The sequence below is a fragment of the Curtobacterium sp. MCLR17_055 genome (assembly GCF_003234305.1).
Lineage (GTDB): Bacteria > Actinomycetota > Actinomycetes > Actinomycetales > Microbacteriaceae > Curtobacterium > Curtobacterium flaccumfaciens.
Genome location: NZ_QKSX01000006.1, coordinates 38,241 through 64,057 on the forward strand (window position 1 = coordinate 38,241; position 25,817 = coordinate 64,057).

Annotated in this window: 25 protein-coding genes; 7 read left to right on the forward strand and 18 right to left on the reverse strand. The window is 70.9% G+C overall.

Features of this window, described 5'->3' with window-relative positions; translation table 11 throughout:
• Positions 1 to 3: 3 nt before the first annotated feature.
• The 3 genes from deoC to DEJ09_RS18065 all read left to right on the forward strand — a co-directional run bounded on the left by deoC (position 4) and on the right by DEJ09_RS18065 (position 2,622).
• Complete coding sequence (deoC, locus tag DEJ09_RS06700; RefSeq protein ID WP_111088002.1) at positions 4 to 735, forward strand: deoxyribose-phosphate aldolase; 732 nt, start codon at positions 4 to 6, stop codon at positions 733 to 735.
• A 164-nt stretch (positions 736 to 899) separates the two neighbouring features.
• Positions 900 to 1,853: an ROK family protein gene (locus DEJ09_RS06705; protein WP_111088091.1), complete on the forward strand. Its 954-nt coding sequence runs from the start codon at positions 900 to 902 to the stop codon at positions 1,851 to 1,853.
• Between the two features lie 196 nt (positions 1,854 to 2,049).
• A complete protein-coding gene (locus DEJ09_RS18065) occupies positions 2,050 to 2,622 on the forward strand; it encodes a type IV toxin-antitoxin system AbiEi family antitoxin (protein ID WP_181433290.1) in 573 nt (190 codons plus the stop codon).
• A 336-nt stretch (positions 2,623 to 2,958) separates the two neighbouring features.
• Here the strand turns inward: DEJ09_RS18065 and DEJ09_RS06715 are convergent, their stop codons facing one another.
• The 17 genes from DEJ09_RS06715 to ybaK form a co-directional block, all read right to left on the reverse strand.
• The gene (locus DEJ09_RS06715) at positions 2,959 to 5,283 is read right to left on the reverse strand and encodes a bifunctional (p)ppGpp synthetase/guanosine-3',5'-bis(diphosphate) 3'-pyrophosphohydrolase (protein WP_228513657.1); all 2,325 of its coding nucleotides are present in this window, start codon (positions 5,281 to 5,283) and stop codon (positions 2,959 to 2,961) included.
• A 69-nt stretch (positions 5,284 to 5,352) separates the two neighbouring features.
• Entirely contained in the window at positions 5,353 to 5,700 is a 348-nt protein-coding gene (locus DEJ09_RS06720; RefSeq protein ID WP_071403840.1) for a rhodanese-like domain-containing protein, read from the reverse strand.
• A complete protein-coding gene (gene secF / locus DEJ09_RS06725; RefSeq protein ID WP_071403841.1) occupies positions 5,700 to 6,704 on the reverse strand; it encodes a protein translocase subunit SecF in 1,005 nt (334 codons plus the stop codon). Before secF ends, DEJ09_RS06720 begins: the two co-directional genes overlap by 1 nt.
• Entirely contained in the window at positions 6,704 to 8,455 is a 1,752-nt protein-coding gene (secD, locus tag DEJ09_RS06730; protein WP_110860016.1) for a protein translocase subunit SecD, read from the reverse strand. Before secD ends, secF begins: the two co-directional genes overlap by 1 nt.
• A 91-nt stretch (positions 8,456 to 8,546) precedes the next feature.
• Complete coding sequence (gene yajC / locus DEJ09_RS06735) at positions 8,547 to 8,948, reverse strand: preprotein translocase subunit YajC (protein WP_111088004.1); 402 nt, start codon at positions 8,946 to 8,948, stop codon at positions 8,547 to 8,549.
• Positions 8,949 to 9,038: 90 nt separating this feature from the next.
• Positions 9,039 to 10,082 carry a Holliday junction branch migration DNA helicase RuvB gene (gene ruvB / locus DEJ09_RS06740; protein WP_071403843.1) on the reverse strand — a complete coding sequence of 348 codons (1,044 nt, stop codon included), beginning with the start codon at positions 10,080 to 10,082 and terminating at the stop codon, positions 9,039 to 9,041.
• Positions 10,079 to 10,699, reverse strand: a complete 621-nt coding sequence (gene ruvA, locus DEJ09_RS06745; RefSeq protein ID WP_111088005.1) for a Holliday junction branch migration protein RuvA — start codon at positions 10,697 to 10,699, stop codon at positions 10,079 to 10,081. The genes ruvB and ruvA overlap by 4 nt, the downstream gene beginning before the upstream one ends.
• On the reverse strand, positions 10,696 to 11,343 hold the full coding sequence (gene ruvC / locus DEJ09_RS06750) for a crossover junction endodeoxyribonuclease RuvC (RefSeq protein WP_071403845.1): 648 nt from the start codon (positions 11,341 to 11,343) through the stop codon (positions 10,696 to 10,698). Before ruvC ends, ruvA begins: the two co-directional genes overlap by 4 nt.
• 2 nt (positions 11,344 to 11,345) lie before the next feature.
• Entirely contained in the window at positions 11,346 to 12,113 is a 768-nt protein-coding gene (locus tag DEJ09_RS06755; protein WP_017887357.1) for a YebC/PmpR family DNA-binding transcriptional regulator, read from the reverse strand.
• 119 nt (positions 12,114 to 12,232) lie between these two features.
• Positions 12,233 to 12,844: a pyridoxal 5'-phosphate synthase glutaminase subunit PdxT gene (gene pdxT / locus DEJ09_RS06760; RefSeq protein WP_111088006.1), complete on the reverse strand. Its 612-nt coding sequence runs from the start codon at positions 12,842 to 12,844 to the stop codon at positions 12,233 to 12,235.
• The gene (pdxS, locus tag DEJ09_RS06765; RefSeq protein ID WP_071403847.1) at positions 12,834 to 13,754 is read right to left on the reverse strand and encodes a pyridoxal 5'-phosphate synthase lyase subunit PdxS; all 921 of its coding nucleotides are present in this window, start codon (positions 13,752 to 13,754) and stop codon (positions 12,834 to 12,836) included. The genes pdxT and pdxS overlap by 11 nt, the downstream gene beginning before the upstream one ends.
• Before the next feature lie 13 nt (positions 13,755 to 13,767).
• Positions 13,768 to 14,421 (reverse strand): HIT domain-containing protein, encoded by a 654-nt coding sequence (locus tag DEJ09_RS06770; protein WP_258370604.1) that lies wholly within the window; start codon positions 14,419 to 14,421, stop codon positions 13,768 to 13,770.
• On the reverse strand, positions 14,421 to 16,442 hold the full coding sequence (thrS, locus tag DEJ09_RS06775; protein WP_111088007.1) for a threonine--tRNA ligase: 2,022 nt from the start codon (positions 16,440 to 16,442) through the stop codon (positions 14,421 to 14,423). Before thrS ends, DEJ09_RS06770 begins: the two co-directional genes overlap by 1 nt.
• Positions 16,443 to 16,566: 124 nt before the next feature.
• Positions 16,567 to 17,109, reverse strand: coding sequence for an adenine phosphoribosyltransferase (locus DEJ09_RS06780; RefSeq protein ID WP_017887364.1), 543 nt, complete (start codon positions 17,107 to 17,109; stop codon positions 16,567 to 16,569).
• Positions 17,110 to 17,363: 254 nt separating this feature from the next.
• A complete protein-coding gene (locus DEJ09_RS06785) occupies positions 17,364 to 17,597 on the reverse strand; it encodes a hypothetical protein (RefSeq protein WP_138803336.1) in 234 nt (77 codons plus the stop codon).
• Positions 17,598 to 18,426: 829 nt separating this feature from the next.
• Positions 18,427 to 21,033, reverse strand: coding sequence for an ATP-dependent Clp protease ATP-binding subunit (locus DEJ09_RS06790; protein ID WP_111088008.1), 2,607 nt, complete (start codon positions 21,031 to 21,033; stop codon positions 18,427 to 18,429).
• Positions 21,034 to 21,129: 96 nt separating this feature from the next.
• Positions 21,130 to 21,615 (reverse strand): Cys-tRNA(Pro) deacylase, encoded by a 486-nt coding sequence (gene ybaK, locus DEJ09_RS06795; RefSeq protein WP_111088009.1) that lies wholly within the window; start codon positions 21,613 to 21,615, stop codon positions 21,130 to 21,132.
• Between the two features lie 66 nt (positions 21,616 to 21,681).
• Between ybaK and DEJ09_RS06800 the strand changes: the two genes are divergently transcribed.
• Complete coding sequence (locus DEJ09_RS06800; RefSeq protein WP_110863747.1) at positions 21,682 to 21,975, forward strand: hypothetical protein; 294 nt, start codon at positions 21,682 to 21,684, stop codon at positions 21,973 to 21,975.
• A 61-nt stretch (positions 21,976 to 22,036) separates the two neighbouring features.
• Complete coding sequence (locus tag DEJ09_RS06805) at positions 22,037 to 22,774, forward strand: membrane protein insertase YidC (protein ID WP_111088010.1); 738 nt, start codon at positions 22,037 to 22,039, stop codon at positions 22,772 to 22,774.
• Here DEJ09_RS06805 and DEJ09_RS06810 read toward each other — a convergent pair.
• The gene (locus DEJ09_RS06810; RefSeq protein ID WP_027465592.1) at positions 22,771 to 22,986 is read right to left on the reverse strand and encodes a hypothetical protein; all 216 of its coding nucleotides are present in this window, start codon (positions 22,984 to 22,986) and stop codon (positions 22,771 to 22,773) included. The two genes, DEJ09_RS06805 and DEJ09_RS06810, sit on opposite strands and share 4 nt — an antisense overlap.
• A gap of 360 nt (positions 22,987 to 23,346) precedes the next feature.
• On the opposite strand from DEJ09_RS06810, the gene DEJ09_RS06815 reads away from it, so the two are divergent.
• Entirely contained in the window at positions 23,347 to 23,997 is a 651-nt protein-coding gene (locus DEJ09_RS06815; protein ID WP_146245688.1) for a hypothetical protein, read from the forward strand.
• A 229-nt stretch (positions 23,998 to 24,226) separates the two neighbouring features.
• The gene (locus DEJ09_RS06820) at positions 24,227 to 25,588 is read left to right on the forward strand and encodes an MFS transporter (protein WP_111088012.1); all 1,362 of its coding nucleotides are present in this window, start codon (positions 24,227 to 24,229) and stop codon (positions 25,586 to 25,588) included.
• Positions 25,589 to 25,817 lie beyond the last annotated feature (229 nt).

The following is a 25,817-nucleotide window of genomic DNA, read 5'->3' on the forward strand; positions in this document are numbered from 1 at the left end:
CGGGTGGACAACGCAGCCTTCCCCGTCACCGTCGATGCCGTCCGTGGCCTCATCGACCACGCGATCCTGAAGCCCGAACTCACCCGCGCGGACGTCGACGCCCAGCTCGACGAAGCCGCCGCCCACCGCGTCTTCAGCGTCTGCGTCCGTCCGAGCGACGTCGCCCACGCCGTCGAGCGCCTCACGGGCACCGGTGTCGGCGTCGGCACCGTGATCGGCTTCCCGCACGGCACCACGTCCACCGCGGCGAAGGTCGCCGAGTCGCTGCAGGCCCTGGCCGACGGCGCGTTCGAGCTCGACATGGTGCAGAACATCGGCGCCGCGAAGTCGGGCGACTGGCAGCGCGTCGAGCAGGACGTCCGCGCGGTCGTCGACGCCGCCGGCGACACCGTCGTCAAGGTGATCCTCGAGACCGCGTTCCTGACCGACGACGAGATCGTCGCGGCCTCGCGTGCGGCACAGACCGCCGGCGCGGCCTTCGTGAAGACCTCGACCGGGTTCGCCGGCGGTGGCGCGACGGCCGAGCACATCGCCCTCATGCGCCGCACGGTCGGTGCCGACACCGGCGTGAAGGCCTCCGGCGGCGTCCGCGGGCTCGACACCCTGCTCGAGATGGTCGAGGCGGGCGCGAACCGCATCGGCACGAGCGCCTCGGCCCGCATCCTCGACGAGGTCACGCACCGCGCCGAGACGGGCGCCGCGTCGGCGCTCGGCGACGACACGACGTCCTACTGACCCACGGGGCTGACCCACGGCGCTGAGCCCACCCGACTGAGCCAGCCCAGCTGAGCCAGCCCACGCACCCAGCACGACCCACCACGACCAGGCCGGTGCCCACCGGACGCGACGACGCGTCGGCGACCCGCACCGTGCCTCCAGACCGCCGCATCGGAGCGCGCATGTCCAGCACCGCACCCCAGTCCCCCGCCCTCGCTCTCGCCGTCGACCTCGGCGGCACGAAGGTCGAGGCCGCGCTCGTCACCGACCAGGGCGTCGTGCTGCCGGCGACCCGGTTCCGCAACCCCACCGGGCCGCAGCGCACCTCGGACGAGCTGCAGGCCGCCGTCGACGAGGTCGTCACGGCCGCGCTCGGCGGGCTGCCCGCCGACGCGACGCTCGTCGGCGTCGGCGTCGGTTCCGCCGGCCCGGTCGACGAGGAGCACGGCCTCGTCTCCCCGCTCAACATGCCGGTCTGGCGTGGCCACCCGCTGCGCGACCGGATCGCGGCGCTCGTGCCGGACGACGTCCCGGTGACGCTCCGCATGGACGGCCTGGCGATCACCCTCGCCGAGCACTGGGTCGGCGCGGCCCAGGGCTACGAGCACGTCATGGGCATGATCGTCTCCACCGGTGTCGGCGGCGGGCTCATCCTGCACGGTCGCACCGTCAGCGGACCGACGGGCAACGCCGGCCACATCGGCCACGTCGAGTGCGGCGGCTACGACGACCCCTGCGCCTGCGGGGGCACCGGTTGCCTCGAGGCGATCGCCAGCGGCCCGAAGACCGTCGCCTGGGCACGTCGTCAGGGCTTCGCGGGCACGACCGGCGAGGAGCTCTCGGCCGCCTACGCCGCCGGCGACGAGATCGCCGTCGCCGCGGTCCAGCGGAGCGGCCGCGCCCTCGGGCAGGCCATCGCCGCCGCCACGAGCCTGGTCGACCTCGAGATCGTCGCCATCGGCGGCGGGTTCTCGCACGTCACGCCGGACCTGTTCGAGTACGCCCGGCAGGCCGTGGCCGAGCGTGTCGAGTTCGGGTTCGTCACGAAGGTGCAGATCGTGCCGACCGGGTTGTCCCAGGACGGTCCGCTCATCGGTGCCGCTGCCCTCGTGCACCGCGCCGACGTCCTGCGCTGAGCACGCGCGTCGCGCCCGGCCGCGTCCGATCCGGCGCGCGGCCGTCGGCTGGTCGCGTCGTCGACGCGGCCCACGCCGTGGACGTGACCGGCGACGGCCTGGAGGCGCGGTGCGGGCCCGCCACGGGCCTCCCGGCCGGCGCGTGGCTTGTCCACAGGCCTGTCGGTCGCGTGCGCAGGTCGGGCAGGATGTGCGGGTGCCCCGCCCGCGACTGCTGACCAGTGACGACTGGCCGGAGCCCGAGCTGCGTGCGGCGGTCCTGGCCGGCGAGCTGGTCGCCGTCGGTCCCTGCTGGGCCTCCCCCGCTGAGCCGCAGACGCCGTCGTTGCGCGCCGCCGCTGCGGCATGGGTGCTGCGGGACGCGCGCCTGATCGCCTGCACGCTGACCGCCGCGTGGATCTGGGGCGCGGTGTCCCGGCCGCCGGCGCCGCTCGAGGCCTGCATCCCGCCGCAGGTCCGCGTCCACGTCGGGCCGGACGTCCGCCTGCGAGAGGTCCGGATCGACGTCGACGACACCGTCGAGCGCTCGGGGCTGCGGGTCACGCTGCCGGCGCGGACCGCGGTCGACCTGCTCCGGACGCCGGGGCCGACGGCCGGTGCGTTCGGGGATGCCGAGGCGACGGCCGTGCACGGGCTGCTCGCGATCGGGGCGGTCACGGCCGACGAGCTGCGGACGCGCCTGACGTCGCTCGGGACGATCCCCATGGCGCGGCAGGCCGAGCGGCGGTTGCGGGGGCTGCAGGGCGTGGCTGGGGGTGCTGTGCGGTAGGGGTTGCGCGCTGGGTGGGGGCTCGGGGTGAGGGTGCAGGTGCCGGTGCAGGTGGTCACAACACCCCGCTCACGTCCGCCGAGTGGTCACGGACCGTCGGTTGGCAGGGCCGCAGGCGACAGTTCGTGACCGCTCGGCGGTGCCCGCGCGACGAGTCGTGACCGGTCGGCGGGCGGGAGGCGCGGGGCGGGGCCGCCACGGGCCTCCCGGTCCGGCGCGTGCGGGCGGTCACAACACCCCGCTCACGTCCGCCGAGTGGTCAAGAACCGTCAGTTGGCAGGGCCGCAGGCGACAGTTCGTGACCGGTCGACGGACGGGCCGCGCGGGGCCCTGCCGCTAGCCGGCGCTGACGCGGTAGACGTCGTAGACGGCGTCGATGCGTCGCACCGCGTTGAGCACGCGGTCGAGGTGGATGGTGTCGCCCATCTCGAACACGAACCGGCTCAGCGCGAGACGGTCGGACGAGGTCGAAACCGTCGCGGACAGTATGTTCACGTGGTGGTCCGTCAGCACCCGGGTGACGTCGCTGAGCAGGCCCGACCGATCGAGCGCCTCGATCTGGATCTGCACCAGGAACACCGACTTCGACGACGGGGCCCACTCGACCTCGATCATCCGGTCGGGCTCGTTCATGAGCGACTTCACGTTGGTGCACGACGACTGGTGCACCGAGACGCCCTGGCCGCGGGTGATGAAGCCCACGATCTGGTCGCCCGGCACCGGCGTGCAGCACTTCGCGAGCTTCACGAGGATGTCGGGCGCACCGCGGACCAGCACGCCGCTGTCGCTCGTGCGCAGCTGGCGACTGGTGACCTGGCGCGGGAACGCGAGTTCGGGTTCGTCCGTCTCGGTCTCGGTCTGGACGTTGCCGAGGACCTTCTCGATCACCGACTGCGTCGAGACGTGGCCCTCGCCGATGGCGGCGTACAGGGCGGAGACGTCCTCGTACCGCATCGACGAGGCGACCTCGGCGATGCTGTCCTGGCTCATGATGCGCTGGAGCGGGAGGTTCTGCTTGCGCATCGCCCGGGCGATGGCGTCGCGACCCTGCTCGATCGCTTCTTCGCGGCGCTCCTTGGTGAACCACTGCTTGATCTTGTTGCGCGCGCGCGGGCTGCGGACGAACTGCAGCCAGTCCTGCGAGGGACCGGAGTCCGGGTTCTTCGACGTGAAGATCTCGACGACGTCGCCACTGGACAGCTGGCTCTCGAGCGGGACCAGGCGGCCGTTGACCTTCGCACCCATCGTGCGGTGGCCGATCTCGGTGTGCACGGCGTAGGCGAAGTCGACCGGGGTGGCTCCCGCGGGGAGCCCGATGACCTTGCCCTGCGGCGTGAAGACGTAGGTCTCCTTGGCGCCGATCTCGTAGCGCAAGGAGTCGAGGAACTCGCCCGGGTCGCTGGTCTCGGCCTGCCAGTCGGTGATGTGGGCGAGCCACGCCATGTCCTGGTCGTCCGTGGTCGACGAGGTACCGGCGTCACGGCCGGCAGCGCGCTGCTTGTACTTCCAGTGGGCGGCGACACCGAACTCGGCGCGCTGGTGCATCTCGTGCGTGCGGATCTGGATCTCGACCGCACGACCCTGCGGTCCGAGCACCGTGGTGTGCAGCGACTGGTACAGGTTGAACTTGGGGGTCGCGATGTAGTCCTTGAAGCGACCGGGCAGCGGGGTCCAGCGGGCGTGCACCGAGCCGAGCATGGCGTAACAGTCGCGCACGGTCGGCACGAGGACGCGGATGCCGACGAGGTCGTAGATCTCGTCGAACTCACGACCCCGCACGATCATCTTCTGGTAGATCGAGTAGTACTGCTTCGGCCGGCCCATGACGTCGCCACGGACCTTGGCGGCCTTCAGGTCCTTCTTCAGGGTCCCGATGACGTTCTGGACGAACTGCTCGCGCTTCGGCTGGCGTTCCTTGACCAGGCTGTCGATCTCGACGTAGAGCTTCGGGTGCAGGACCGCGAACGACAGGTCCTCGAGCTCGAGCTTGATCATCTGGATGCCGAGCCGGTGCGCGAGCGGCGCGTAGATCTCGAGCGTCTCCTTCGCCTTGCGCGTGGCAGAGGTCGACTCGACGAAGCCCCACGTGCGGGCGTTGTGCAGGCGGTCGGCGAGCTTGATGACGAGGACGCGGATGTCCTTCGACATCGCGATGACCATCTTGCGGACGGTCTCGGCCTGGGCACTGTCGCCGTACTTGACCTTGTCGAGCTTCGTGACGCCGTCGACGAGCATCGCGATCTCGTCGCCGAAGTCGGCCCGCAGCTGGTCGAGCTGGTAGTCGGTGTCCTCCACCGTATCGTGCAGGAGGGCGGCCGCGATGGTGATCGTGCCGATGCCGAGGTCGGCCAGGATCTGCGCGACCGCGACGGGGTGCGTGATGTACGGCTCACCGGACTTGCGCTTCTGCCCGTCGTGCGCGCGCTCGGCGACCGAGTAGGCCCGCTCGATGAGCGTCACGTCGGCCTTGGGGTGGTGCGAGCGGACCGTGCGGATCAGTGTGTCCACGGCGCCGGCCGGCTGGGCGCGCGAGAACAGGCGCGGCAGCAGCGAGCGGAGGGAACCGAGGTTGCCGGTGGTGTTCGGACCGATCGGGCTCGAGGGCCGCGGGGCGGAACCCGGGCGGCTCGGCGCGGACGGCTCTTCGCGGGTGTCCGTCATGATGCGCCTCCCAGGACTCGGTCCGAGAGCTCGATCCGAGCTCGATCCGACAAGACTACGCGTCCCCGGTCAGTGCCCGTGACGCGGTTCGCCCTGGGCGTCGCGCTCCACCGGGGCCCCCGCCTGCTCCCAGGCGAGCATGCCGCCGGAGAGGTTGACGGCCGGGACACCCGACTGCTCGAGCGCCGCGACGATGCGCGACGAACGGCCGCCGGAGTGGCAGACGATGATGGCCGGCTGGTCGCCGCCGTCGATCTCCTGCCAGCGGTCCACGAACTCCGACATCGGCACGAGCGTGGCTTGGGGAGCGTGGACCTCGTCCCACTCCCCCTGCTCACGGACGTCGAACAGGCGGGCTCCGGCGTCGATGCGGCGCTGGGCCTCGGCGACGTCGATCTCCTGGATCTCGATGGGCATCAGACGTTCGCCTCCGCTGCGTCGACCTCACGCCGGCGCTTCTCGGCCGCCGCGGTCTTCTTGGCGTCCGACTCCTTGATCTTCGGCTCGTTCTCGCGCAGCTGCGCGTACATCGGCGACGCGATGAAGATCGTCGAGTAGGTGCCGACGATGATGCCGATGAACAGTGCGAGCGAGATGTCGCGCAGCGTACCGGCGCCGAGCACGTACGACCCGATGAAGAGGATCGCCGCGACCGGCAGCAGTGCCACGACCGAGGTGTTGATCGATCGGACGAGGGTCTGGTTGACCGCGAGGTTGACCGACTGCTTGAACGTCCGGATCGACTCCTGCGCGGTGTTCTCACGCACCTTGTCGAAGACCACCACGGTGTCGTAGAGCGAGTACCCGAGGATCGTCAGGAAGCCGATGACCGCCGCGGGCGTGACCTCGAGCCCGACGATGCCGTACACACCGGCCGTGATGAGCAGGTCGTGCAGCAGCGCCGCCATCGCGGACAGCGACATCTTCCAGGTGCGGAAGTACAGCGTCATGAAGACCGCGGCGAGGGCGAGGAAGATCACGAGACCACGGATGGCCTGCGCGAGCACGTCGGCACCCCACGTCGCGCCGATGAAGGTCGCGGCGACCTGGCTCTCCGGGACGTCGTAGGCCTTCGCCAGGGCGTCCTGCACCTCGGTCGTCTGCCGGTCGGTGAGCTGCCCGGTCTGGACCCGGATGCCGTGCGTGCCGAGCTGCGAGACGCGCGGGATCGACTCCGGGACGACGTCCTCGACGGTCTCGGTGGCGATGTTCTGGTCGAGCGTCTTGACGTCGGAGATCGTGAACTCCGAGCCGCCGGTGAACTCGATGCCGAGCTGGTACCCGCCACGGAGCCACGGGGTGACCAGGGAGATCAGGATCATCGCGAGGGCGATGAGGTACCAGGTCTTCCGGCGCCCGATGATGTCGTACGACCGCTTCCCCGTGTAGAGGTCGCTGCCGAACTGGCTGAAGCTGGCCATCAGTCGTCCTTCCCGTCCGGCGTCGAGCCGTTGTCGCCGGAGGCCTGCTGGGCCTTCCGCTCCGCGATCGTCTGTCGGCGCTGTGCCTCACCGGCACTGCGCTGGCGCTTGCCGTCCACGACGGGTGCGCGGAACTGTGCGCGCCCCCGGTAGACGGCACCGAGTGCTGCCGGGTCGAGACCGCTGAACCGGTGCCCCTCGCCGAAGAACCGGCTGCGGGCGATGAGCTGCATCATCGGGTGGGTGAAGAGCGCGACCACCACGATGTCGATGAGGGTCGTGAGGAGCAGCGTGAACGCGAATCCCTTCACGTCGGCGACCGCGAGCACGTAGAGCGTCACGGCGGCGAGGAAGTTCACCGCGTCCGACGCCAGGATCGTGCGGAGGGCACGCTTCCAGCCGGACTCGACCGCGCTCTCGAGGGCACGGCCGTCACGGAGTTCGTCACGGATGCGCTCGAAGTAGACGATGAACGAGTCCGCCGTGATGCCGATGGCGACGATGAGACCCGCCACACCCGCCAACGAGAGGCGGTAGTCGACGCGCCACGACATGATCGCGATCACCAGGTAGGTGAGCACGGCGGCGATCCCGAGCGACAGCACGGTGACGAACGCCAGGGCCCGGTACTGGATGACCGAGTAGATGATCACCAGGATCAGACCGATCAGGCCGGCGACGAGGCCACCGATGAGCTGCGCGGTGCCGAGCGTCGCGGAGATGTTCTCGTTCGACTGCACCTGGAAGTTGATCGGCAGCGCACCGTACTTGAGCTGGTCCGCCAGGGTCTTCGACGACTCGGCCGTGAACGAGCCGGTGATCTGCGCCTTGCCGTTCGTGATCGCGGAGTTCGTCGTCGGTGCGGTGATGACCGAACCGTCGAGCACGATCGCGAACTGGTTCTGCGGCTGCTGGAGCGAGACGAGACGGTTCGTGACGGTGCGGAAGTCCTTCGAGCCCTCGCCGTTGAACGTCAGGTTGACGGCCCACTGGCCCGTCGACGTGCCCTGCGAGTCGGTGGCGAGACCCGAGGTAGCGTTGCTGATGTCGGCACCTGAGACCTCGACCGGACCGAGGATGTACTTCCCCGCGCCGTCCTGGTCACACGTGACCAGGGGCTCGTCGTCGGGCGCCGTGGTGACGTCGTCCGGAGCCGCGCAGTTGTAGTTGGTGTACAGGTCCTGCAACTTCGGCGTGACCCAGTTCAGGTCGCTCGCGTTCGTCGGCTTCGCGCTCGGCGTCGCGGCGAGCGAGGCCGGCGGCGAGTACGGCGTGGCCGATGCGGTGCCCTTGCCGTCGTCACCGACGGCGGAGTTCGTCGCGGCCTCGGTGAAGAGCACCGGGCGGAAGGTCAGCTTGGCTGCGGCCTCGATGCGGTCGATCGTGGCCTTGTCGGGGCGACCCGGGATCGAGACGACGATGTTGTTCGCGCCCTGGGTGTTGATCTCGGACTCGGAGACACCGGTGGCGTCGATGCGCTGGCGGATGATGTTCACCGCCTGCTGCAGCTGCTGCGAGGTGACGGAGTCGCCCTCGGTGTTCTGCGCCGCGAGGGTCAGCTGCGTGCCGCCCTGCAGGTCCAGAGCCAGCTCGGGCACCCAGCTCGCGCCCTGGTACCACTTGTCGGTGTCGTCCTTCGAAGAGCCGGCGAGGATCGACGCGGCGGTGTTCACGCCGGCGAGGATCGCCATCAGGATCACCAACCAGGTGAGCGAGCGCAGCGCCTTCTTGACGGGTGTCGATCGTGCCACCGGTCGTCTCGTCTTTCTGTTCAGGACCGTCGGCACACCGTGCGACGGCAGAGGGAAGCCGCCGGGTCAGACGACCCGGCGGCCGAGGGCGTCAGTCGTCGGACTTGCGCTTCGTGACGTCGGTCTCGTCGACGCGGTCGGTGTCGACACGCTCGCCGTAGACCGGCTCACCGTTGAGCTCGGCCACCGGCTTCGGCTCGTCCTCGGTGGTCGTGGTGGTCTCGACGTCGGACGCGTTGTCGTCGACGACGCGCGACAGGGTCTGGCGGTGCACGGTGACGATGGTCCCCGGTGCGACCTCGACGTCAGCGGTGACCTTCTCCTCGTTCACGGAGAGGAGCGTGCCGTAGAGGCCGAAGGACAGCATGACCTTGGCGCCCGGGACCATCTTGTCCACGAGTTCGGCCTGCTGCTTCTTGCGCTTGCGGCTGTTGTAGAACATGAAGGCCGCGAACGCCACGACGATGACGATGAGGATGACTTCTTGACCCATGATGCGTTGCCTTCTCTGGTTGCTCGGTTTCGGGCCGTAGCAGTCTAGGGCACGCCGGTGTCCGTGGCATGTCACTCGACTGATCGGCGTTCAGTCGTCGGTGTCCTGGTCGTCGAAGAGCCCCGGCTGCCCGCCGTCGGCCTGTCCCGGGGTGAGGCCGAGGTGCCGCCACGCACGTGGTGTGGCGATGCGCCCACGGGGCGTGCGCGTCACGAGACCGACCCGGACGAGGAACGGTTCGACGACCGACTCGATCGTCTCGGATTCCTCGCCGACGGAGACGGCGAGGGTGTTCAGACCGACCGGGCCCCCGTCGAACCGGGTCAGCATGATCTCGACCACGGCCCGGTCGAGCCGGTCGAGCCCGAGTTCGTCGACGTCGTACAGGTCGAGTGCACCCTGGACAGCGGCCATGCCGTCGGTGGTGCGGTGCACGAGGGCGTAGTCGCGCACCCGGCGGAGCAGGCGGTTCGCGATGCGCGGGGTGCCCCGGGAGCGTCCGGCGATCTCGCGCAGGGCGGTCCGGTCGATGTCGAGTTCGAGCAGGTGGGCCGCACGGATCAGGACCTGCTCGAGCTCGTCCTTCTCGTAGAACTCGAGGTGGGCGGTGAACCCGAAGCGGTCGCGCAGCGGGTTCGGCAGCAGGCCGGCCCGGGTGGTGGCGCCGACGAGCGTGAACGGTGCGAGGTCGAGCGGGATGCTCGTGGCACCCGCACCCTTGCCCACCATCACGTCGATGCGGAAGTCCTCCATCGCCAGGTAGAGCATCTCTTCTGCCGAGCGGGCCATGCGGTGGATCTCGTCGATGAACAGCACTTCGCCCGGGACCAGGGACGACAGCACGGCGGCGAGGTCACCGGCGTGCTGGATCGCCGGCCCGCTCGACATGCGCAGCGGCCGGCCGGTCTCGTGCGCGACGATCATCGCGAGCGTGGTCTTGCCGAGGCCGGGAGGACCCGCCATCAGGATGTGGTCGGGCGTGCGCTCCTGCATGCCTGCGGCCTTGAGGAGCAGGTCGAGCTGCCCGCGCACCTTGCGCTGCCCGACGAACTCGTCGAGCGAGCGGGGGCGGAGCGCGCCTTCGAACGCGAGTTCCTCCTGCGACTCGGCGCCGGCGGACGTGATGCCGCTCACCGGCCGGCTGCCGCGGGTCGGAGTGCGCCGAGGGCGGCACGGAGCAGGGCCTGGGTGCCCATCGCGGCGGCACCGGGCTCGTTGGCGACGGCGTCGTCGACCGCGGACTGTGCCGCGTCCTCGCGCCAGCCGAGGCCGATGAGCGCCGAGACGACGTCGACCGCGGCGGGGTGCACTGCGGTCCCCCGTGCTGCCGCGACCACGGCTGCCTGCTCGAAGGCCACGAGCTTGCCGGAGAGCGCGACGATGATGAGCTTGGCGGTCTTCGGGCCGATGCCGGAGACCTTGCGGAAGGCACCGTCGTCCTCGTTCGCGACGGCGTTCGCGATCTGCGCCGGGTCCATGTGGGCCAGGACGCCCATCGCGGACTTCGGGCCGACGCCGGAGACCCCGCGGAGCAGGTCGAACACCTGCAGCGCGTCGGTCGACTCGAACCCGAAGAGCAGGTGCTCGTCCTCGCGCACGATCATGGCGGTCCGCACGAACACCTCGGAACCGTGGCCCATCGTCAGCGCGTGCGCGGGGGTCACGGTGACGGCGTACCCGACTCCCCCGACCTCGATCACCACGGCCGAACCGGCGATGTCGATGCAGGTGCCCCGGAGACTCGCGATCATGCTCCGAGCCTAGGGCCGCCCACCGACGACGCCGACCTGCCACGCTGCGGGCGGGCCGCGGCGGCGGCCGCGCGGGCCAGCGGCGAATCGACGGTACCGCCCTGGGCGTCCCGCCAGGCACGCTGTGCCGGCGTGAGGTTCGTGGCACGCGAGCCGGCGGCGTCGGGTGATCCGAGCCTCCAGGCATGGCACACGGCCAACGCGAGCGCGTCGGCGGCGTCGGCCGGCTTCGGGGCCTCGTCGAGACCGAGAACGCGCGCGATCATGGTCTGCACCTGACGCTTGTCGGCGTTGCCGTAGCCGGTGACGGCGGCCTTGACCTCGGACGGGGTGTGCAGGCCGACGGGCAGGCCGCGGGCGGCCGCGGCGTGCAGCGCCAGGCCGGCCGCCTGCGCGGTCCCCATCACGGTGCGGACGTTCGCCTGCGCGAACACCCGCTCGACGGCGACCGCATCCGGGCGGTGCTCGTCGATCTCGGCGGCGATGCCGTCGGCGATGCGGAGCAGCCGCTGTTCGAGCGGCATGTCCGGCGGGGTGCGCACGACCGTCACGTGGACGAGCCGTGCGCGCCGGTTCGGTGCGACCTCGACGACGCCGACGCCGCACCGGGTGAGCCCGGGGTCCACCCCGAGCACACGGAGCACGGTTACTCGCCCTCGTCCTCGTCGAGCTCGGCCTGGACGTCCGCGGGGATGTCGAAGTTCGAGTAGACGTTCTGCACGTCGTCCGAGTCCTCGAGCGCGTCGATCAGGCGGAACACCTTGCGGGCGGTCTCGGCGTCGACCGGGACCTTGAGGCCGGGGACGAACTCGGCGTCGGCTGAGTCGTAGTCGATGCCGGCGTCCTGCAGGGCGGTGCGGGCGGCGACCAGGTCGCTCGCCTCGGTGATGATCTCGAAGCCGCCACCCTGGTCGATGACGTCCTCGACACCGGCGTCCAGCACCGCGGTCATCACGGTGTCCTCGTCGAGGCCGTCGGTCTTCGTGACCGAGATGACGCCCTTGCGCGAGAAGTTGTAGGCGACACTGCCCGGGTCGGCCATGGTGCCGCCGTTGCGCGACATCGCCGTCCGGACCTCGGCCGCAGCACGGTTCTTGTTGTCCGTGAGGCACTCGATGAGCATCGCGACGCCGTTGGGGCCGTAGCCCTCGTACATGATCGTCGTGTACTCGATGGTCTCCCCGGTGAGACCGGCACCGCGCTTGACGGCGCGGTCGATGTTGTCGTTGGGGACCGAGGTCTTCTTCGCCTTCTGCACGGCGTCGACCAGGGTCGGGTTGCCGGACATGTCGGCGCCGCCCATCTTCGCGGCGACCTCGATGTTCTTGATCAGCTTGGCGAACGACTTGGCACGGCGCTGGTCGATGACCGCCTTCTTGTGCTTGGTCGTTGCCCACTTGGAATGCCCGGACACGGTTCTCCTTGCGTCTTGCGGAAAGTCCCGCTCAGTTTAGCGGCCCTCTGGGCCGAACACCGGCCTGGAGGCGCGGCGCGGCTTCCGTCCCGTCGGTGCGGCGGGTGGACGGTCACGCCTCAGGCGCTGCGCACCAGGTCGAGGAACCGGCGGTGGAAGCGGTCCTCGCCGGCGACCTCGGGGTGGAACGCACTCGCGATGACGTTGCCCTGCTGCACGGCGACGACCTGGCCGTCGGGCAGTGCGCCGAGGACGTGGACGTCGTCGCCGCACTGCTCCACGACGGGGGCCCGGATGAACACGGCGTGCACCGGGGCCTCGCCGAGGTCGGGCATCGGGATGTCGATCTCGAACGAGTCGTTCTGCGCACCGAACGCGTTGCGGCGCACGGTGGTGTCGAGCACGTCGAGGGTCTGCTGGCCGCTGATGCCGTCGGTGATCCGCGACGACAGCATGATCATGCCAGCGCAGGTGCCGTAGGTGGGCAGGCCACCGCGGATCGCGTCGGCGAGGGGCTCGGCGACGCCGAACGCGCGGGACAGCTTGTCCATCACGCTCGACTCGCCCCCGGGGATCACGACGCCGTCGAGGGTCTCGATCTCCTCGGGGCGACGGAGCGGCACCACGTCGGCGCCGAGCTCGGTCAGCGAGGCGATGTGCTCGCGGAAGTCACCCTGCAGCGCCAGGACCCCGATGCGGGGCCGAGCGCCGCTCGTCGGACTACCAGCCACGCTCGGCGAGGCGGTGCGGTGCGGGGACGTCGGCGACGTTGATGCCGACCATCGCCTCGCCCAGACCACGGGAGACCTCGGCGATGACCTTGGGGTCGTCGTGGAAGGTCGTCGCCTTGACGATCGCGGCGGCACGCGCTGCCGGGTCGCCGGACTTGAAGATGCCGGAACCGACGAAGACACCGTCGGCGCCGAGCTGCATCATCATCGCGGCGTCGGCCGGGGTGGCGACACCACCGGCGGTGAAGAGGACGACGGGGAGCTTGCCGGTGCGGGCGACTTCCTGCACGACGTCGATCGGGGCCTGGAGCTCCTTGGCGGCGACGTAGAGCTCGTCGTCACGCAGGTTGCGGAGCGCCGCGATCTCCTTGGTGATGGTGCGGATGTGCTTGGTGGCCTCGGACACGTCGCCCGTGCCGGCCTCGCCCTTGGAACGGATCATGGCCGCGCCCTCGGTGATGCGACGGAGCGCCTCGCCCAGGTTGGTGGCACCGCAGACGAACGGGGTGGTGAACTTCCACTTGTCGATGTGGTTGAGGTAGTCGGCCGGCGACAGCACCTCGGACTCGTCGATGTAGTCGACACCGAGCTCCTGCAGCACCTGCGCCTCGACGAAGTGGCCGATGCGGGCCTTCGCCATGACGGGGATCGACACCGCGGCGATGATCTCCTCGATCATCGAGGGGTCGGACATGCGGGCGACGCCGCCCTGCGCACGGATGTCGGCGGGGACGCGCTCGAGGGCCATGACGGCGGTCGCACCGGCTTCTTCCGCGATGCGGGCCTGCTCGGCGTCGACGACGTCCATGATCACGCCGCCCTTGAGCATCTCGGCGAGTCCGCGCTTGACGCGGTCGGAGCCGGTGATCGAGGTGCCAGGGGTGCCGGAGGTGCTGGTGCTGTCGCTCATGATGCCGACCAGTCTAGTGCGCCCGGGGCCACCCGTCGGCGACGAGTCGACGGGTCTCGCCGAGCAACTGCGACATGGACTTCGTCCGGGCGATGATCGGGAAGAAGTTCGCGTCCGACTGCCACCGCGGGACGATGTGCTGGTGCAGGTGTGCGGCCACGCCGGCACCGGCGACCTCGCCCTGGTTCATGCCGATGTTGAAGCCGTCGCAGTGCGAGACCTCGCGCAGCACCCGCATCGCGGTCTGGGTCAGCTCGCCGATCTCGCGCAGCTCGTCCGGCGTGGCCTCGTCGTAGAGCGGGACGTGGCGGTACGGGCAGACCAGCAGGTGCCCGTTGTTGTACGGGAACAGGTTGAGCAGCACGTATGCGTGCTCGCCCCGGGCCACGATCAGGGCGTCCTCGTCGGACTTCCGCGGGGCTTCGCAGAACGGGCAGTCGTCGTCGTGCCCGCGTCCCCGGCCTTCGCGGCCGGCGTCGATGTAGGCCATCCGGTGCGGGTTCCAGAGCCGCTGGAACGCGTCCGGTACGGCTGCGCCCGTGGCCGCGTCGCGGATCACCAGCGGATCGGTGTCCGCGCCTTCGGAGCCCGCGGCGGCGGTGGGACCGGCCACGTCGTCGACGTGACCGGTCCCCGCGGCCTGCTCCGGGCCTCCTGGGAGGGCCATCAGACCTGCGTGCGCTCGCGGATCGCGGTGAGGATGCGGTCCACGGCCTCGTCGACGGGCACCGCGTTGTCCTGGCGGCCGTCGCGGAAGCGGAAGCTGACGGCGCCGGCATCGCGGTCGTCGCCACCGGCGATGAGCTGGAACGGCACCTTCGCCTTGGTGTGCGTGCGGATCTTCTTCTGCATGCGGTCGTCCGAGTGGTCGACCTCGGCGCGGACGCCGTGGGCACGGAGCTTCGCGATGACCTCGTCGAGGTAGTCGCCGTACTCGGCCGCGACCGGGATGCCGACGACCTGGACGGGCGACAGCCACGCCGGGAACGCGCCCGCGTAGTGCTCGGTGAGGACCCCGAAGAAGCGCTCGATCGAGCCGAACAGCGCGCGGTGGATCATCACCGGACGCTGGCGCGAGCCGTCGGCCGCGGTGTAGTCGATGCCGAAGCGCTCGGGCAGGTTGAAGTCGAGCTGCACGGTCGACATCTGCCAGGTGCGGCCGATGGCGTCGCGGGCCTGCACGGAGATCTTCGGGCCGTAGAACGCGGCGCCGGCGGGGTCCGGCACCAGCTCGAGGCCGGACTCCTCGGCGACCTGGCGCAGGGTCTCCGTCGCGACGTCCCAGACCTCGTCGTCACCGACGTACTTCTCCGGGTCCTTCGTCGACAGCTCGAGGTAGAAGTCGTCGAGGCCGTAGTCGCGCAGCAGCGAGAGCACGAACGCGAGGGTCGTGGTCAGCTCCTCCTTCATCTTCTCCTGCGTGGTGAAGATGTGCGCGTCGTCCTGGGTCAGGCCGCGCACGCGGGTGAGGCCGTGGATGACGCCGGACTTCTCGTTGCGGTACACCGTGCCGAACTCGAACATCCGGAGCGGCAGGTCGCGGTAGGAGCGGGGCTGCGACCGGTACGCCAGGATGTGCATCGGGCAGTTCATCGGCTTGAGGTAGTAGTCGGCGCCCTGCCGGGTGACGTTGCCGTCCTCGTCCTTCGCCTCGTCCATGTGCATGGCCGGGAACATGCCGTCCTTGTACCAGCCGAGGTGCCCGGAGGTCTCGAACAGGTCGCCCTTGGTGATGTGGGGCGTGTAGACGAACGAGTAGCCGTTCTCCTCGTGCCGACGGCGCGAGTAGTCCTCCATCTCGCGGCGGATGATGCCGCCCTTCGGGTGGAAGATCGCCAGGCCGGAACCGATCTCGTCGGGGAACGAGAACAGGTCGAGTTCGGCGCCGAGCTTGCGGTGGTCGCGCTTGGCGGCTTCCTCGAGGCGCACCAGGTACGCCTTGAGCTGGTCCTTGTCGGGCCAGGCGGTGCCGTAGATGCGCTGCAGCTGCGGGTTCTTCTCGGAGCCGCGCCAGTACGCGGCGGCGACGCGCATGAGCTTGGCGGCGTTGCCGATCCAGCGGGTGTGCGGGACGTGCGGGCCGCGGCAGAGGTCCTGCCAGAGCACCTCGCCCGACTTCGGGTCGACGTTCTCGTACACGGTGAGCTCGCCGGCACCGACCTCGACGCTCTCGCCGGAGTCACCGTCGGACGCTGCACCCTTGAGGCCGATGAGCTCCTGCTTGTAGGGCTCCCCCGCCATCAGCTCGCGTGCCTGCTCGTCGGTGACGACCACGCGACGGAAGCGCTGGGCCTGCTTGACGATGCGGTCCATGCCCTTCTCGATCACCTTGAGGTCTTCGGGGGTGAAGGGCTCGGCGACGTCGAAGTCGTAGTAGAAGCCGTCGGTGACGGGCGGCCCGATGCCGAGCTTGGCGTCCGGGTTGATCTGCTGCACGGCCTGCGCCAGCACGTGGGCGGCCGAATGCCGGAGGATGTCGAGCCCGTCCTGCTCCTGCAGGGTGACGGCCTCGGCGGTCTCGCCGGCCTGCACGTCCGCCGCGAGGTCCTTCAGGACGCCGTCGACGCGGATCGCGACGACGCCGCGCTCACCGTCGAAGAGCTCGGTGCCGGTCGTGGTCGTCGTCGCGGTCCGGGGCTCGGGTGCCTGGGGAAGCTCGGCGGGCGCGGGTGCGACTGACTCGGTCACGATGATGGGACTCCTCGATCGAAATGGTGCGTCAAGACTAGTGCGAGACGTGCTCGCGTGCGGACGCACGGGATGCGCCTGTGGAGAGAACGAATGGCCGCCCCGACGGGGCGATCGCCCGCGCTCAGGCCGGGACGGCGCCGAGCGTCGCGACGGGCAGGCGCGGCTCGAGACGCTCGCGCCCGTTCAGGCCGTCGAGCTCGAGCAGGGCGGCGAACCCGATGGCCTGGTACCCGGCGCGTTCGAGCAGGGTGATGGTCGCAGCGCCGGTCCCCCCGGTGGCCAGGACGTCGTCGACGACGAGCACCCGCGTGCCGGCCGGCAACTGGCCGGGGCGCAGTTCGAGTTCGGCCTCGCCGTACTCCAGGGCGTACTGCTCGCTGAGGACCTCGCCGGGGAGCTTGCCCGCCTTGCGCACGGTGAGCACGCCGACCTGGTGCTGGGCGGCGATGCCCCCGGCCAGCGCGAAGCCGCGGGCCTCGATGCCGGCGACCGCGTCGAACCCGGCTCCGACCGCGAACGGTGCCGCGAGTGCTTCGCACACGCGGCCGAACGCGACGGCGTCCGAGAACACCGGCGTCACGTCACGGAAGAGCACCCCCGGCTTCGGGAAGTCCGGTACGAGGGCGGTGAGGCGTTCGACGAGTGCAGCTGCGGTTTCGGTCACCCGCCAACGGTACGGGAGGCCCGGGGCGCGTCCGACACGTCGGCGCACGGTGCGAGGGTGGTCGCCTCGTGCGGGGCCGGCCGATCGCGGCACGGTGCGGGTTCCGCCGGACGATTCGCCGAAGGTGGCTCGGTGCGAGGTTGTTTCCTCGCACCGAGCCGTTCAGTCCGCACGGGCTTCGGAACGACGCACGGTGCGTGCGTGCCTGCTTGACGCCGACGACAGCGCCGGCGCCGGCGCCGCAGCGCCGCGGGTCAGCGCCACATCCGCATGGCGGCGCCCTGGGTGATCCAGTCGGCCTCGCGCTGCTGGCGTTCGCGCTCCATGCGGGCCAGCGTGGCGAGGTCGACCTCGGGCCGCTCCTTGCGGGTGCGTCGGCTCCAGATGATGAGCGACATCCCGACTCGGAGTGCGATGCGGTCGGCGAGTGAGACCCGACGGCGCACCGCGCGGGTATCGGGTGGACGGGTGGTGGTCTTCGTGGACACGGTGTTCCCCTTCAGGGCACGGCAGAGCTGCCCGGGTGTCGGGCAGGACGAATCCGCCCGGGTTGCGGGCAGCAGGAAATGAATGCGTGAGAATGCACTCCGGGATGGTCCGGAAATGTTCGGACAACGATCGCGGAATGCTCGTCGACACCGAGAGCGTCGCACTGTCCACCGACATTCTTCCGGCGTCGTCCGCGCAGATCGGACGGCACGCATCGACGAGTCGACGAACCGTTCAGCAGACGAACGAACCGGTGCTGCGCGAGCCTGATCGGCTCAGCGCACGGTGCCCGGAGGCACAGGTGTCAGGAGAGTGGGACGCTCCGGGTCAGCGGACGCGGAACGGGGTACCGACGCGTCCACGGATTCCACGGAACGGAGTGGTCGTTGAGATCATCATGGTCGGCCCCCTTTCGGTCTCGAGCTGGCGGAGTCGTCCGGGTCGAATGTTCGACCGTTCGCGACGAGTGAACACTATCGGCACCGCAATTCGGAGCGCAACCCCTTTTCCGGAAAACATCCGGAATTGCATTCCCGAACAGGCTGATCACGGTGCGACGTTCGTGGTCTCGCGTCAACTTGCCGGCTGTGTGCGGAGTTCCCGTCGCACACCGGTGACGGGCGTCCCGGCTGCACCGTGCGTCGTCCGCGGGCCGGTGGCAGCCTGCGCGCTCGGTGCGGGATCGCAGCCGTGCACCGTGCGGGCAACGTCGCACCGTGTGACGGAGCACGCACGGTGCGCGGCGGCGGCGCGCACCGCGGCGGTCCGCGCACGCCGAAGGCCCGGTACCGAATCGGTACCGGGCCTTCGTGTGTGCGTGCGACCGGACTAGACCGCCGCGTGCTCCGCGACGCTCGCCGTCAGGGCATCGCCCTCGACGTCGATCCGCACGGTGTCGCCCGCGGTGACCCCGCCCTCGACCACCAGGGTCGCGATGCGGTCGTCGACCTCGCGCTGGATGAGCCGACGGAGCGGGCGGGCGCCGTACTCCGGCTCGTACCCGTGCTCGGCGAGCCAGTCGACCGCCGCGTCGGACACCGACAGGAGCATGTCCTGTGCGACCAGCCGGAGCGCCGTGTCCTGCAGCAGCAGCGACACGATCGACGCGATCTGGGACCGGTCGAGCTTGCGGAACAGCACGATCTCGTCGATGCGGTTGATGAACTCGGGCCGCATCGCCTCGCGCAGCTTGCCCATGACGCGGGCCCGCAGGTCGTCCTCTGCGTAGCCGTCCGTCGCACCGACCGGGGAGAACCCGAGCGCTCCCGAGCGGGAGGCGAGGAACTCCGAGCCGATGTTCGACGTCATGATGACGACCGTGTTCCGGAAGTCGACCGTCCGCCCCTGCCCGTCGGTGAGGCGACCATCGTCGAGCACCTGCAGCAGCAGGTTGAAGACGTCCGGGTGGGCCTTCTCGACCTCGTCGAGCAGGATCACCGAGTACGGGTTGCGGCGGACACGCTCGGTGAGCTGGCCGGCCTCGTCGTAGCCGACGTACCCGGGAGGGGCACCGACCAGGCGGGACACGGTGTGGCGTTCGCCGAACTCGCTCATGTCGAAGCGGAGCATGGCGGACTCGTCACCGAACAGCGACGACGCCAGGGCCTTCGCGAGTTCGGTCTTGCCGACGCCCGTCGGGCCGAGGAACAGGAAGCTGCCCACCGGACGACGCGGGTCGCCCATGCCGGTCCGGCTGCGCCGCACCGCCTTGGCGATCGCCCGTACGGCGTCGTCCTGGCCGACGACGCGGTCGTGCAGCTCGGACTCGAGCGCGGCGAGCCGCGTCTTGTCGGCCGAGCCGAGGCGGGTCACCGGGATCCCGGTGGCGCGTGACACCACGGCGGCGATGTCGGCTTCCGTGATCGACGCGTCCGCGGATTCCGGACGGGAGGCGCGGCTGGCGTCCGCCGACGAGGCGGCGGTGATCCGGGCCTCCAGTCCGACGATCTCGTCACGCAGGTCGGACGCTTCCTCGTAGTGCTCCTCGGCGACCGCGCGGTCCTTGCGGGCCGTCAGGTCGGTGACCTGGGCACGCAGTGCCTCGACGTCGACGTCGCCCGACAGGGCGAGGCGACGGCGTGCACCGGCCTGGTCGATGAGGTCGATGGCCTTGTCCGGCAGGTGTCGGTCGGTCACGTAGCGGTGCGAGAGCTCGACCGCTGCGCGGAGCGCCTCGGGCGTGTAGCCGACGCCGTGATGCTCCTCGTAGCGCGGGGCGAGGCCGGTCAGGATCGCGACGGCGTCCTCGACGTTCGGCTCCCCCACCGTGACGGGCTGGAACCGGCGCTCGAGCGCGGCGTCCTTCTCGATCCGGCGGTACTCGTTGAGCGTGGTCGCGCCGACCAGGTGCAGGTCGCCGCGGGCGAGCCGGGGCTTGAGGATGTTGCCGGCGTCCATCGAGCCGCCCTCGCCGCCGCCACCGGCGCCGACCACGGTGTGGAGCTCGTCGACGAAGACGATGAGCTCGTCGGCGTGCGCCGCGATCTCGTCCATCGCCTTGGTGAGGCGCTCCTCGAAGTCGCCGCGGTAGCGGGTGCCGGAGAGCATGCCGGGCAGGTCGAGCGCGACGACCCGCTTGCCCTGGAGCAGGGCGGGGACGTCACCGTCGACGATGCGCTGGGCGAGGCCCTCGACGATCGCGGTCTTGCCGACGCCGGGCTCACCGATCAGCACCGGGTTGTTCTTGGTGCGGCGGAGCAGGATCTCGACGGTCTGCTCGATCTCGTCGGCGCGGCCGATCACCGGGTCGACGTGCCCGTCACGGGCGCGCTCGGTCAGGTCGGTGCCGAACTGGTCGAGCGTCGGGGTGTCGCTGTCGGTGGCCTGGTCGGTGCCGACGGCGTCGTTCGTTCCTGGCATGGGGCGCCCCTCTCGTGCTGCTGCCGCGGCCTGCTGGGCGTAGTCCTGCATGACCTGCGGGGTGATCCCGGCGCTGGCGAGCAGCTGGCCGGTCACGGTCTCCTGGTCCATCACGAGCGCGAAGAAGACGTGCTCGGGGTCGGTGTAGGTGCTGCCGAAGCCCCGCGCGGCCTGCGTCGCCTCGACGAGGATGCGCTGGGCGGTGGCGGTCAGCGCCGGGCGGCCGGTCTGCTCGGTGAGCGGCTCGTGCGCCATCGGCAGGCGCTGCTCGATCTCCTCGGCGAGTCGCTGGGGATCGACCCCGGCGGAACGCACGACGGCGTCGAACGGTTCGGTGCGGACGAGCACGTGCAGGATGTGCAGTGCGTCGATCTCGCGCTGCCCCTGCGCGACCGCGTACTCGGCGGTGTGCTGGAGCAGCTCGTGGGTCCGGCGGCTGAGCAGCCGGGTGATGTCGACCGGTCGACCGAACGCGCGGACGCGCTGCTGGTCACCGGTGCGCTGTGCCGCGAGCAGGCGGGCGAGGAACTCGTCGAACGAGTCGTTGCTACCGGTCGGGCCGAACGTCTCTGGCAAAGGGACCTCCTGGGGAACTTGAGTGCCTTCGACTCAATGCAACGCAGGAGGGCCCGGGTCATTCCCGGGTGCCGAAAAAACTTGCGGCGACTCGACTCAGGTCCGCGCGATCGGTGCGGCGACCGCCTCGGTGATCCGCGCGAGGTCCGCCGGTGCCACCTCGACGTCGAAGCCGCGACGTCCGCCGGACACGAAGATGCTCGCGTACGACAGCGCCGACTCGTCGAGGACGGTGCGGAGCCGGGTCTTCTGGCCGACCGGGCTGATGCCGCCGACCACGTAGCCCGTGCGCTTCTCGGCGAGGGTGGGATCGGCCAGCGTCGCCTTCTTGCCGCCGACCGCGGCGGCGATCGCCTTGAGGTCGAGCCGGTTCGCCACCGGCACGATCGCGACGGCGAGGGTGCCGTCGACGGAGACGACGAGGGTCTTGAAGACCTGCTCCTCGCGCAGCCCGAGGGCGGCGGCCGCCTCTTCTCCGAAGTTGGTGGCGCTCTCGTGGTGCTCGTACACGTGTGGCGTGTACGAGACCCCGGCCGCCTCGAGCGCGACGGTCGCTGGGGTGCTCGGCGAACCTGCGGTCATGCCGTGATCCTCCCCCGCCGCACCTTCCGGTCCTCGACGGCACGCGGGCGTTACGCTGAACGGACCATGACCGCCGTCCTGCTGCTGCTCCGCGCCACCGCCGCGCTGGTGCTCGGCGACCCGGCCGCCGGGGTGCTGCCCCTGCTGGCCGTGGCGGCACTCGGGCTGACCGCGGTCGCCGTGACCGTCGTCGTCGCCCGGCTGCTCGTCGCGGTGCTGGCAGCCGTCCTCGGGGTCGGATCGGCGTCCGTGTCGGACCGGTCGGCGGTACCCGACCTGGTCACCCGGATCGGGTGGAGCCACCCCGACGCCGACGGCCACGTCCGCTCACGGGCACCGGGGGTTGCGACCCCGGCCTGACCACCGACCGGTGGCCGGGCCGCTCGCGCACCCCGCTGACCCACCACCGATCGGAACCGTCATGGACCTGTCCACCCTGCCCCTCGTCGGCCCGCTGCTGCACGGCGGCGCGGACCTCGTCACCGCCCTCACCGCGGCGCTCTCCCCCGTCGCCGGCTCGTTCGCCGCGGCGATCGCCGTCGTGCTCCTCACCCTGGCCGTCCGCCTGGTGCTCGTCCCGCTGTCCGTGCTGCAGGTGCGGGCCGAGCGGGACCGCCGGCGCCTCGCACCACAGCTCGCGGCGCTGCGGAAGCGGTACGGCCGCGACACCCAGCGCCTGCAGCGGGCGATGCAGCAGCTGTACACCGACGAGAAGGTCTCGCCGCTGGCCGGCTGCCTGCCCGTCCTGGCGCAGGCACCCGTCGTGTCGCTCGTCTACGCCCTGTTCACGCACGCCTCGATCGGCGGCACCACGAACGCCCTGCTGGAGGCGACGCTCGTCGGGGTCCCACTCGGCCACTCGCTCGTCGTCACCCTGACGTCGCCGCTGTGGGTGCACGCCTGGGTGGTGCTGGTCCTGCTCGCGGTGCTCGCGGTCGTCGTCGAGCTCAGCCGCCGGTCGAACGCGCACTGGAACCCGGTGCCGGCACCGGAGCCGGGCATCCCCGGCGCCGCCGCGACCGCCGCCGTGGGTCGGTACATGCCGTTCGTCACGGTCGTGTTCGCGGCGATCGCACCGCTCGCCGCCGCTCTGTACGTCGTGACGAGTGCGGCCTGGACCTCCGGCGAACGCGCCGTGCTGCGACGGGTGGTCCGCTAGCCGCCCTGGCCCTCCTGCTGCGGTCCCTGGTCGACCGGGTCGTACTCGGTGCCGCGGCCCTGCTCCTCGTCGGCGGTCGGTACGTGACGTTCCGTGCCGGCGCCGCCGGGGCTGGTCGCGACGTAGTCGGCCTCGCCGGACTGGGTGTCGTGGCTCAGCGGCTCGAGGGTCTCGGCGTCGGCGTCGTGCTGCGGCATGGGGTCGGTGCTCATGCACCACGCCTACTCCCTCGTTCTGGGTGCGCGCGCACGGCTCGGCGGTGCCACGATGGACCTGTCCACGCGACCGGCAGAGCGGGAGTGCGCATGGCCCACGACGACGTGGCAGCGGAACGGGCACGGCTCGAGGCCGTCGCCTGGGGAGCAGGATCGAGCCCGGCGGACGCGGCGCGCGCCCGGATCGCACTACAGGACCTGGAACGCGGACGACGACCCCGCGTGCGTGCGGTCGCGACGGCGCGGGATCTCCTGCCGGGAGGCCCGGGTCCGGTCCGCACGTCCGTCCCGTCCGCGACGCGATCGGGTCCAGGGCCCGTGCCGGTGCCCGTGTCCTCGCCCGCTGACGCGGCGGTCGTGTCCTTGCCCGCCGGCGCGGCGGCGGTGCCTGCCGGAGCCGACGTGTCGGAGGCGACCGACGGCGGTGGGGGCGACCACGTCGACGACGCGCGGGGCGACGGCGGGAACGAGCCGGGCCTCCAGGCCGAGCCGACCGGACGGACCCGGTGGCGGCGGTGGTTGTGGACGGAGCGACCACGCGCCTGGATCGCGGGCGGCGCGGCTGCCGCGGTGGGCGTCGCGTTCGCCGCCGGGACGCTCGTCGGGACCGCGCGACCGGACGTCGCCGCGGCGCCGAGCGTCACGCCGACAGCGGGGACGATCACGCTCGAACAGCTGCTCGACGTCCCGCAGACGTACGCCGACCAGCTGCCGGGGCCGGTCGCTGCGCCGGTGAGCCTGCACACGACGCGACTCGTCTTCACGAACCGGGCGCTCGACGGCGGGACCGCCGAGACCCCCTGGAACGTCTGGGCCGGCATCGGGACCGACCGGTCGACGATCTGTCTCGTGGCGACGGCGGACCGCATCGAGTCGTCGACGGCGTGCTTCCCGCGGCAGGCGGCGCTGCACGGGTCGGTGTCGATGTCGGCGCAGTCCAGGAGCGGCACGTTGACGATCGAGCTGCGCGGCGGCGGGGTCCAGGGCCGGGTGACGAACGAGTACTGAGCGGGCGATCAGTACCTGAGTGTTTCGTTGGAGCGCTCCGATGTATTTGCTGGATGCCCTCGCGAGAGTCGTTCCATCGTGCAACACTGGATGAGCGCACTCGTCGTGGAGTCGTACCCACATCATCCACATCCGCCAGCGAGCGCGCCCCGCAGACCCTCCCGGTCACTGCCGTCAGAACGATCGGCATCGTCGCGCGCTCCACCGTGCCTCGGAGGAGGTCAGCAGCGTGTCCACCAACACCACCACCTCGGCCGTGTCGACCCACACGCGGCCGATCACCGTCACCAGCCAGTCCATCGTCGGCATCGCCGTGCTCGGACTGGCCACGTTCTTCGCCATCACCACCGAGCTCATGCCCGTCGGGCTGCTCGGCACGATGAGCGCCGACCTCGGCGTGACCGAGGCCACCATGGGCATCGTCATCACCGTGTACGCCGCGGCCGTCGCGCTCCTCGCGCTGCCGCTCACCGCGTTCACCGCGAAGCTGCCCCGCAAGACCGTGCTCGTCGCCACGCTCGTCGGCTACACCGTGTCGAACCTGATGGTCGCGTTCGCGCCGTCCTTCGCGGTCGTCTGCGCCGGACGCGTCGTCGGCGGCATCGCGCACGCGCTGTTCTTCTCGGTCGCCTCGGCGTACGCCACCCGGATCGTGCCACCGCGGCTGGCTGGGCGCGCGATCGCGTTCGTGTACTCGGGCAGCTCGCTCGGGTTCGTGCTCGGTGTGCCCGTCGCGACCTGGGTCGCACAGCACATCGGCTGGCGCCAGGCCGTGTTCTCCGTCGGGGTCGCCGCAGCGGCACTCGCGGTCGTCGCCCTGCTGTTCCTCCCCGCCGTCCGCGGTGCCTCGTCGCCGCACATCGGGTCGCCGAAGGCCTGGGCGCGCACCGGACTGCTGTCCGTCGTGATCGCCGACATGCTGCTGTTCGGCGGGCACTACGTCGTCTACACCTACATCGGGCCGTACGCGATCGACGCCGGGCTCGACGCCGGCATGGTCAGCGGGGCGCTGCTCGTGCTCGGTGGCACCGGTGTCGTCGGGCTCTGGCTCGCCGGCATGTTCGTCGACCGTGCGCCCCGGCAGACGCTGATCGCCTCGGTCGCCGTGATGGTCGTGGCCTTCGCGACGATGCCGTTCGTGCACGGCTCCCTGATCGGGACGATGGTCGTCGCGGGCATCTGGATGGCCGCGAACGGCACGACCGGCACGCTCTTCATGGCCGCGGCGATCCGTGCCGGAGGCGTCTCCCCCGACATCGCCGGCGCGCTGGTCAACGGGGCGTCGAACATCGGCATCGCCGGTGGTGCGGCGTTCGGCGGGCAGGCCCTCGGGATCGTCGGGCTGCAGTACCTGCCGTTCGCCGGTGCCGCGGTGCTGGTCGGGGCGCTCGGGGTCGTCGTGCTGGCGCGCCGTGGGTTCCCGGTGCACTCGCACGCGCAGGAGCACCTGTCGACCTCGTCCATCGAGGCCATCACGTCGTCGCTCGCGGTCGTCACCACGTCCGTGCCGGTCGTCGGGCGGGCGATCCAGACGGTCACGGGGTCGATCGGTGTCGTCACGGGTTCGGTGCGGCGGCCGCGGACGCGGTAGGGGCGGTGCGGTGCCCGGGCCGCGGGCGCGGGTGCGTTCGCCGAGTGGTCGCGACATGCCGTTGGCGTGGCGTCGGGGTCGCACGAACTGTCGCCTGACGCGTCGGCGGGCGACGGTTTCTGACCCCTCGGCGGACGTGGGGGGCATGTCGTGCGGCTGCGGGGACGCGCGCGGTGCCCGGGCCTCGAGTGGTCACGACATGCCGTTGGTCGGGCGTCGGGGTCGCTCG

Excerpts from the sequence above, each read along its gene's own strand:
- pdxS (WP_071403847.1), bottom strand. The coding sequence starts at position 13,754 with ATGAGCGACAGCACCAGCACCTCCGGCACCCCTGGCACCTCGATCACC.
- ruvA (WP_111088005.1), bottom strand. The coding sequence starts at position 10,699 with ATGATCGCGAGTCTCCGGGGCACCTGCATCGACATCGCCGGTTCGGCC.
- DEJ09_RS06705 (WP_111088091.1), top strand. The coding sequence starts at position 900 with ATGTCCAGCACCGCACCCCAGTCCCCCGCCCTCGCTCTCGCCGTCGAC.
- DEJ09_RS06720 (WP_071403840.1), bottom strand. The coding sequence starts at position 5,700 with ATGCCCATCGAGATCCAGGAGATCGACGTCGCCGAGGCCCAGCGCCGC.
- DEJ09_RS06715 (WP_228513657.1), bottom strand. The coding sequence starts at position 5,283 with ATGACGGACACCCGCGAAGAGCCGTCCGCGCCGAGCCGCCCGGGTTCC.
- DEJ09_RS06800 (WP_110863747.1), top strand. The coding sequence starts at position 21,682 with ATGACCGCCGTCCTGCTGCTGCTCCGCGCCACCGCCGCGCTGGTGCTC.
- secF (WP_071403841.1), bottom strand. The coding sequence starts at position 6,704 with ATGGCCAGCTTCAGCCAGTTCGGCAGCGACCTCTACACGGGGAAGCGG.
- yajC (WP_111088004.1), bottom strand. The coding sequence starts at position 8,948 with ATGGGTCAAGAAGTCATCCTCATCGTCATCGTCGTGGCGTTCGCGGCC.
- ybaK (WP_111088009.1), bottom strand. The coding sequence starts at position 21,615 with ATGACCGCAGGTTCGCCGAGCACCCCAGCGACCGTCGCGCTCGAGGCG.
- DEJ09_RS06810 (WP_027465592.1), bottom strand. The coding sequence starts at position 22,986 with ATGAGCACCGACCCCATGCCGCAGCACGACGCCGACGCCGAGACCCTC.
- DEJ09_RS06770 (WP_258370604.1), bottom strand. The coding sequence starts at position 14,421 with ATGGCCCTCCCAGGAGGCCCGGAGCAGGCCGCGGGGACCGGTCACGTC.
- DEJ09_RS06805 (WP_111088010.1), top strand. The coding sequence starts at position 22,037 with ATGGACCTGTCCACCCTGCCCCTCGTCGGCCCGCTGCTGCACGGCGGC.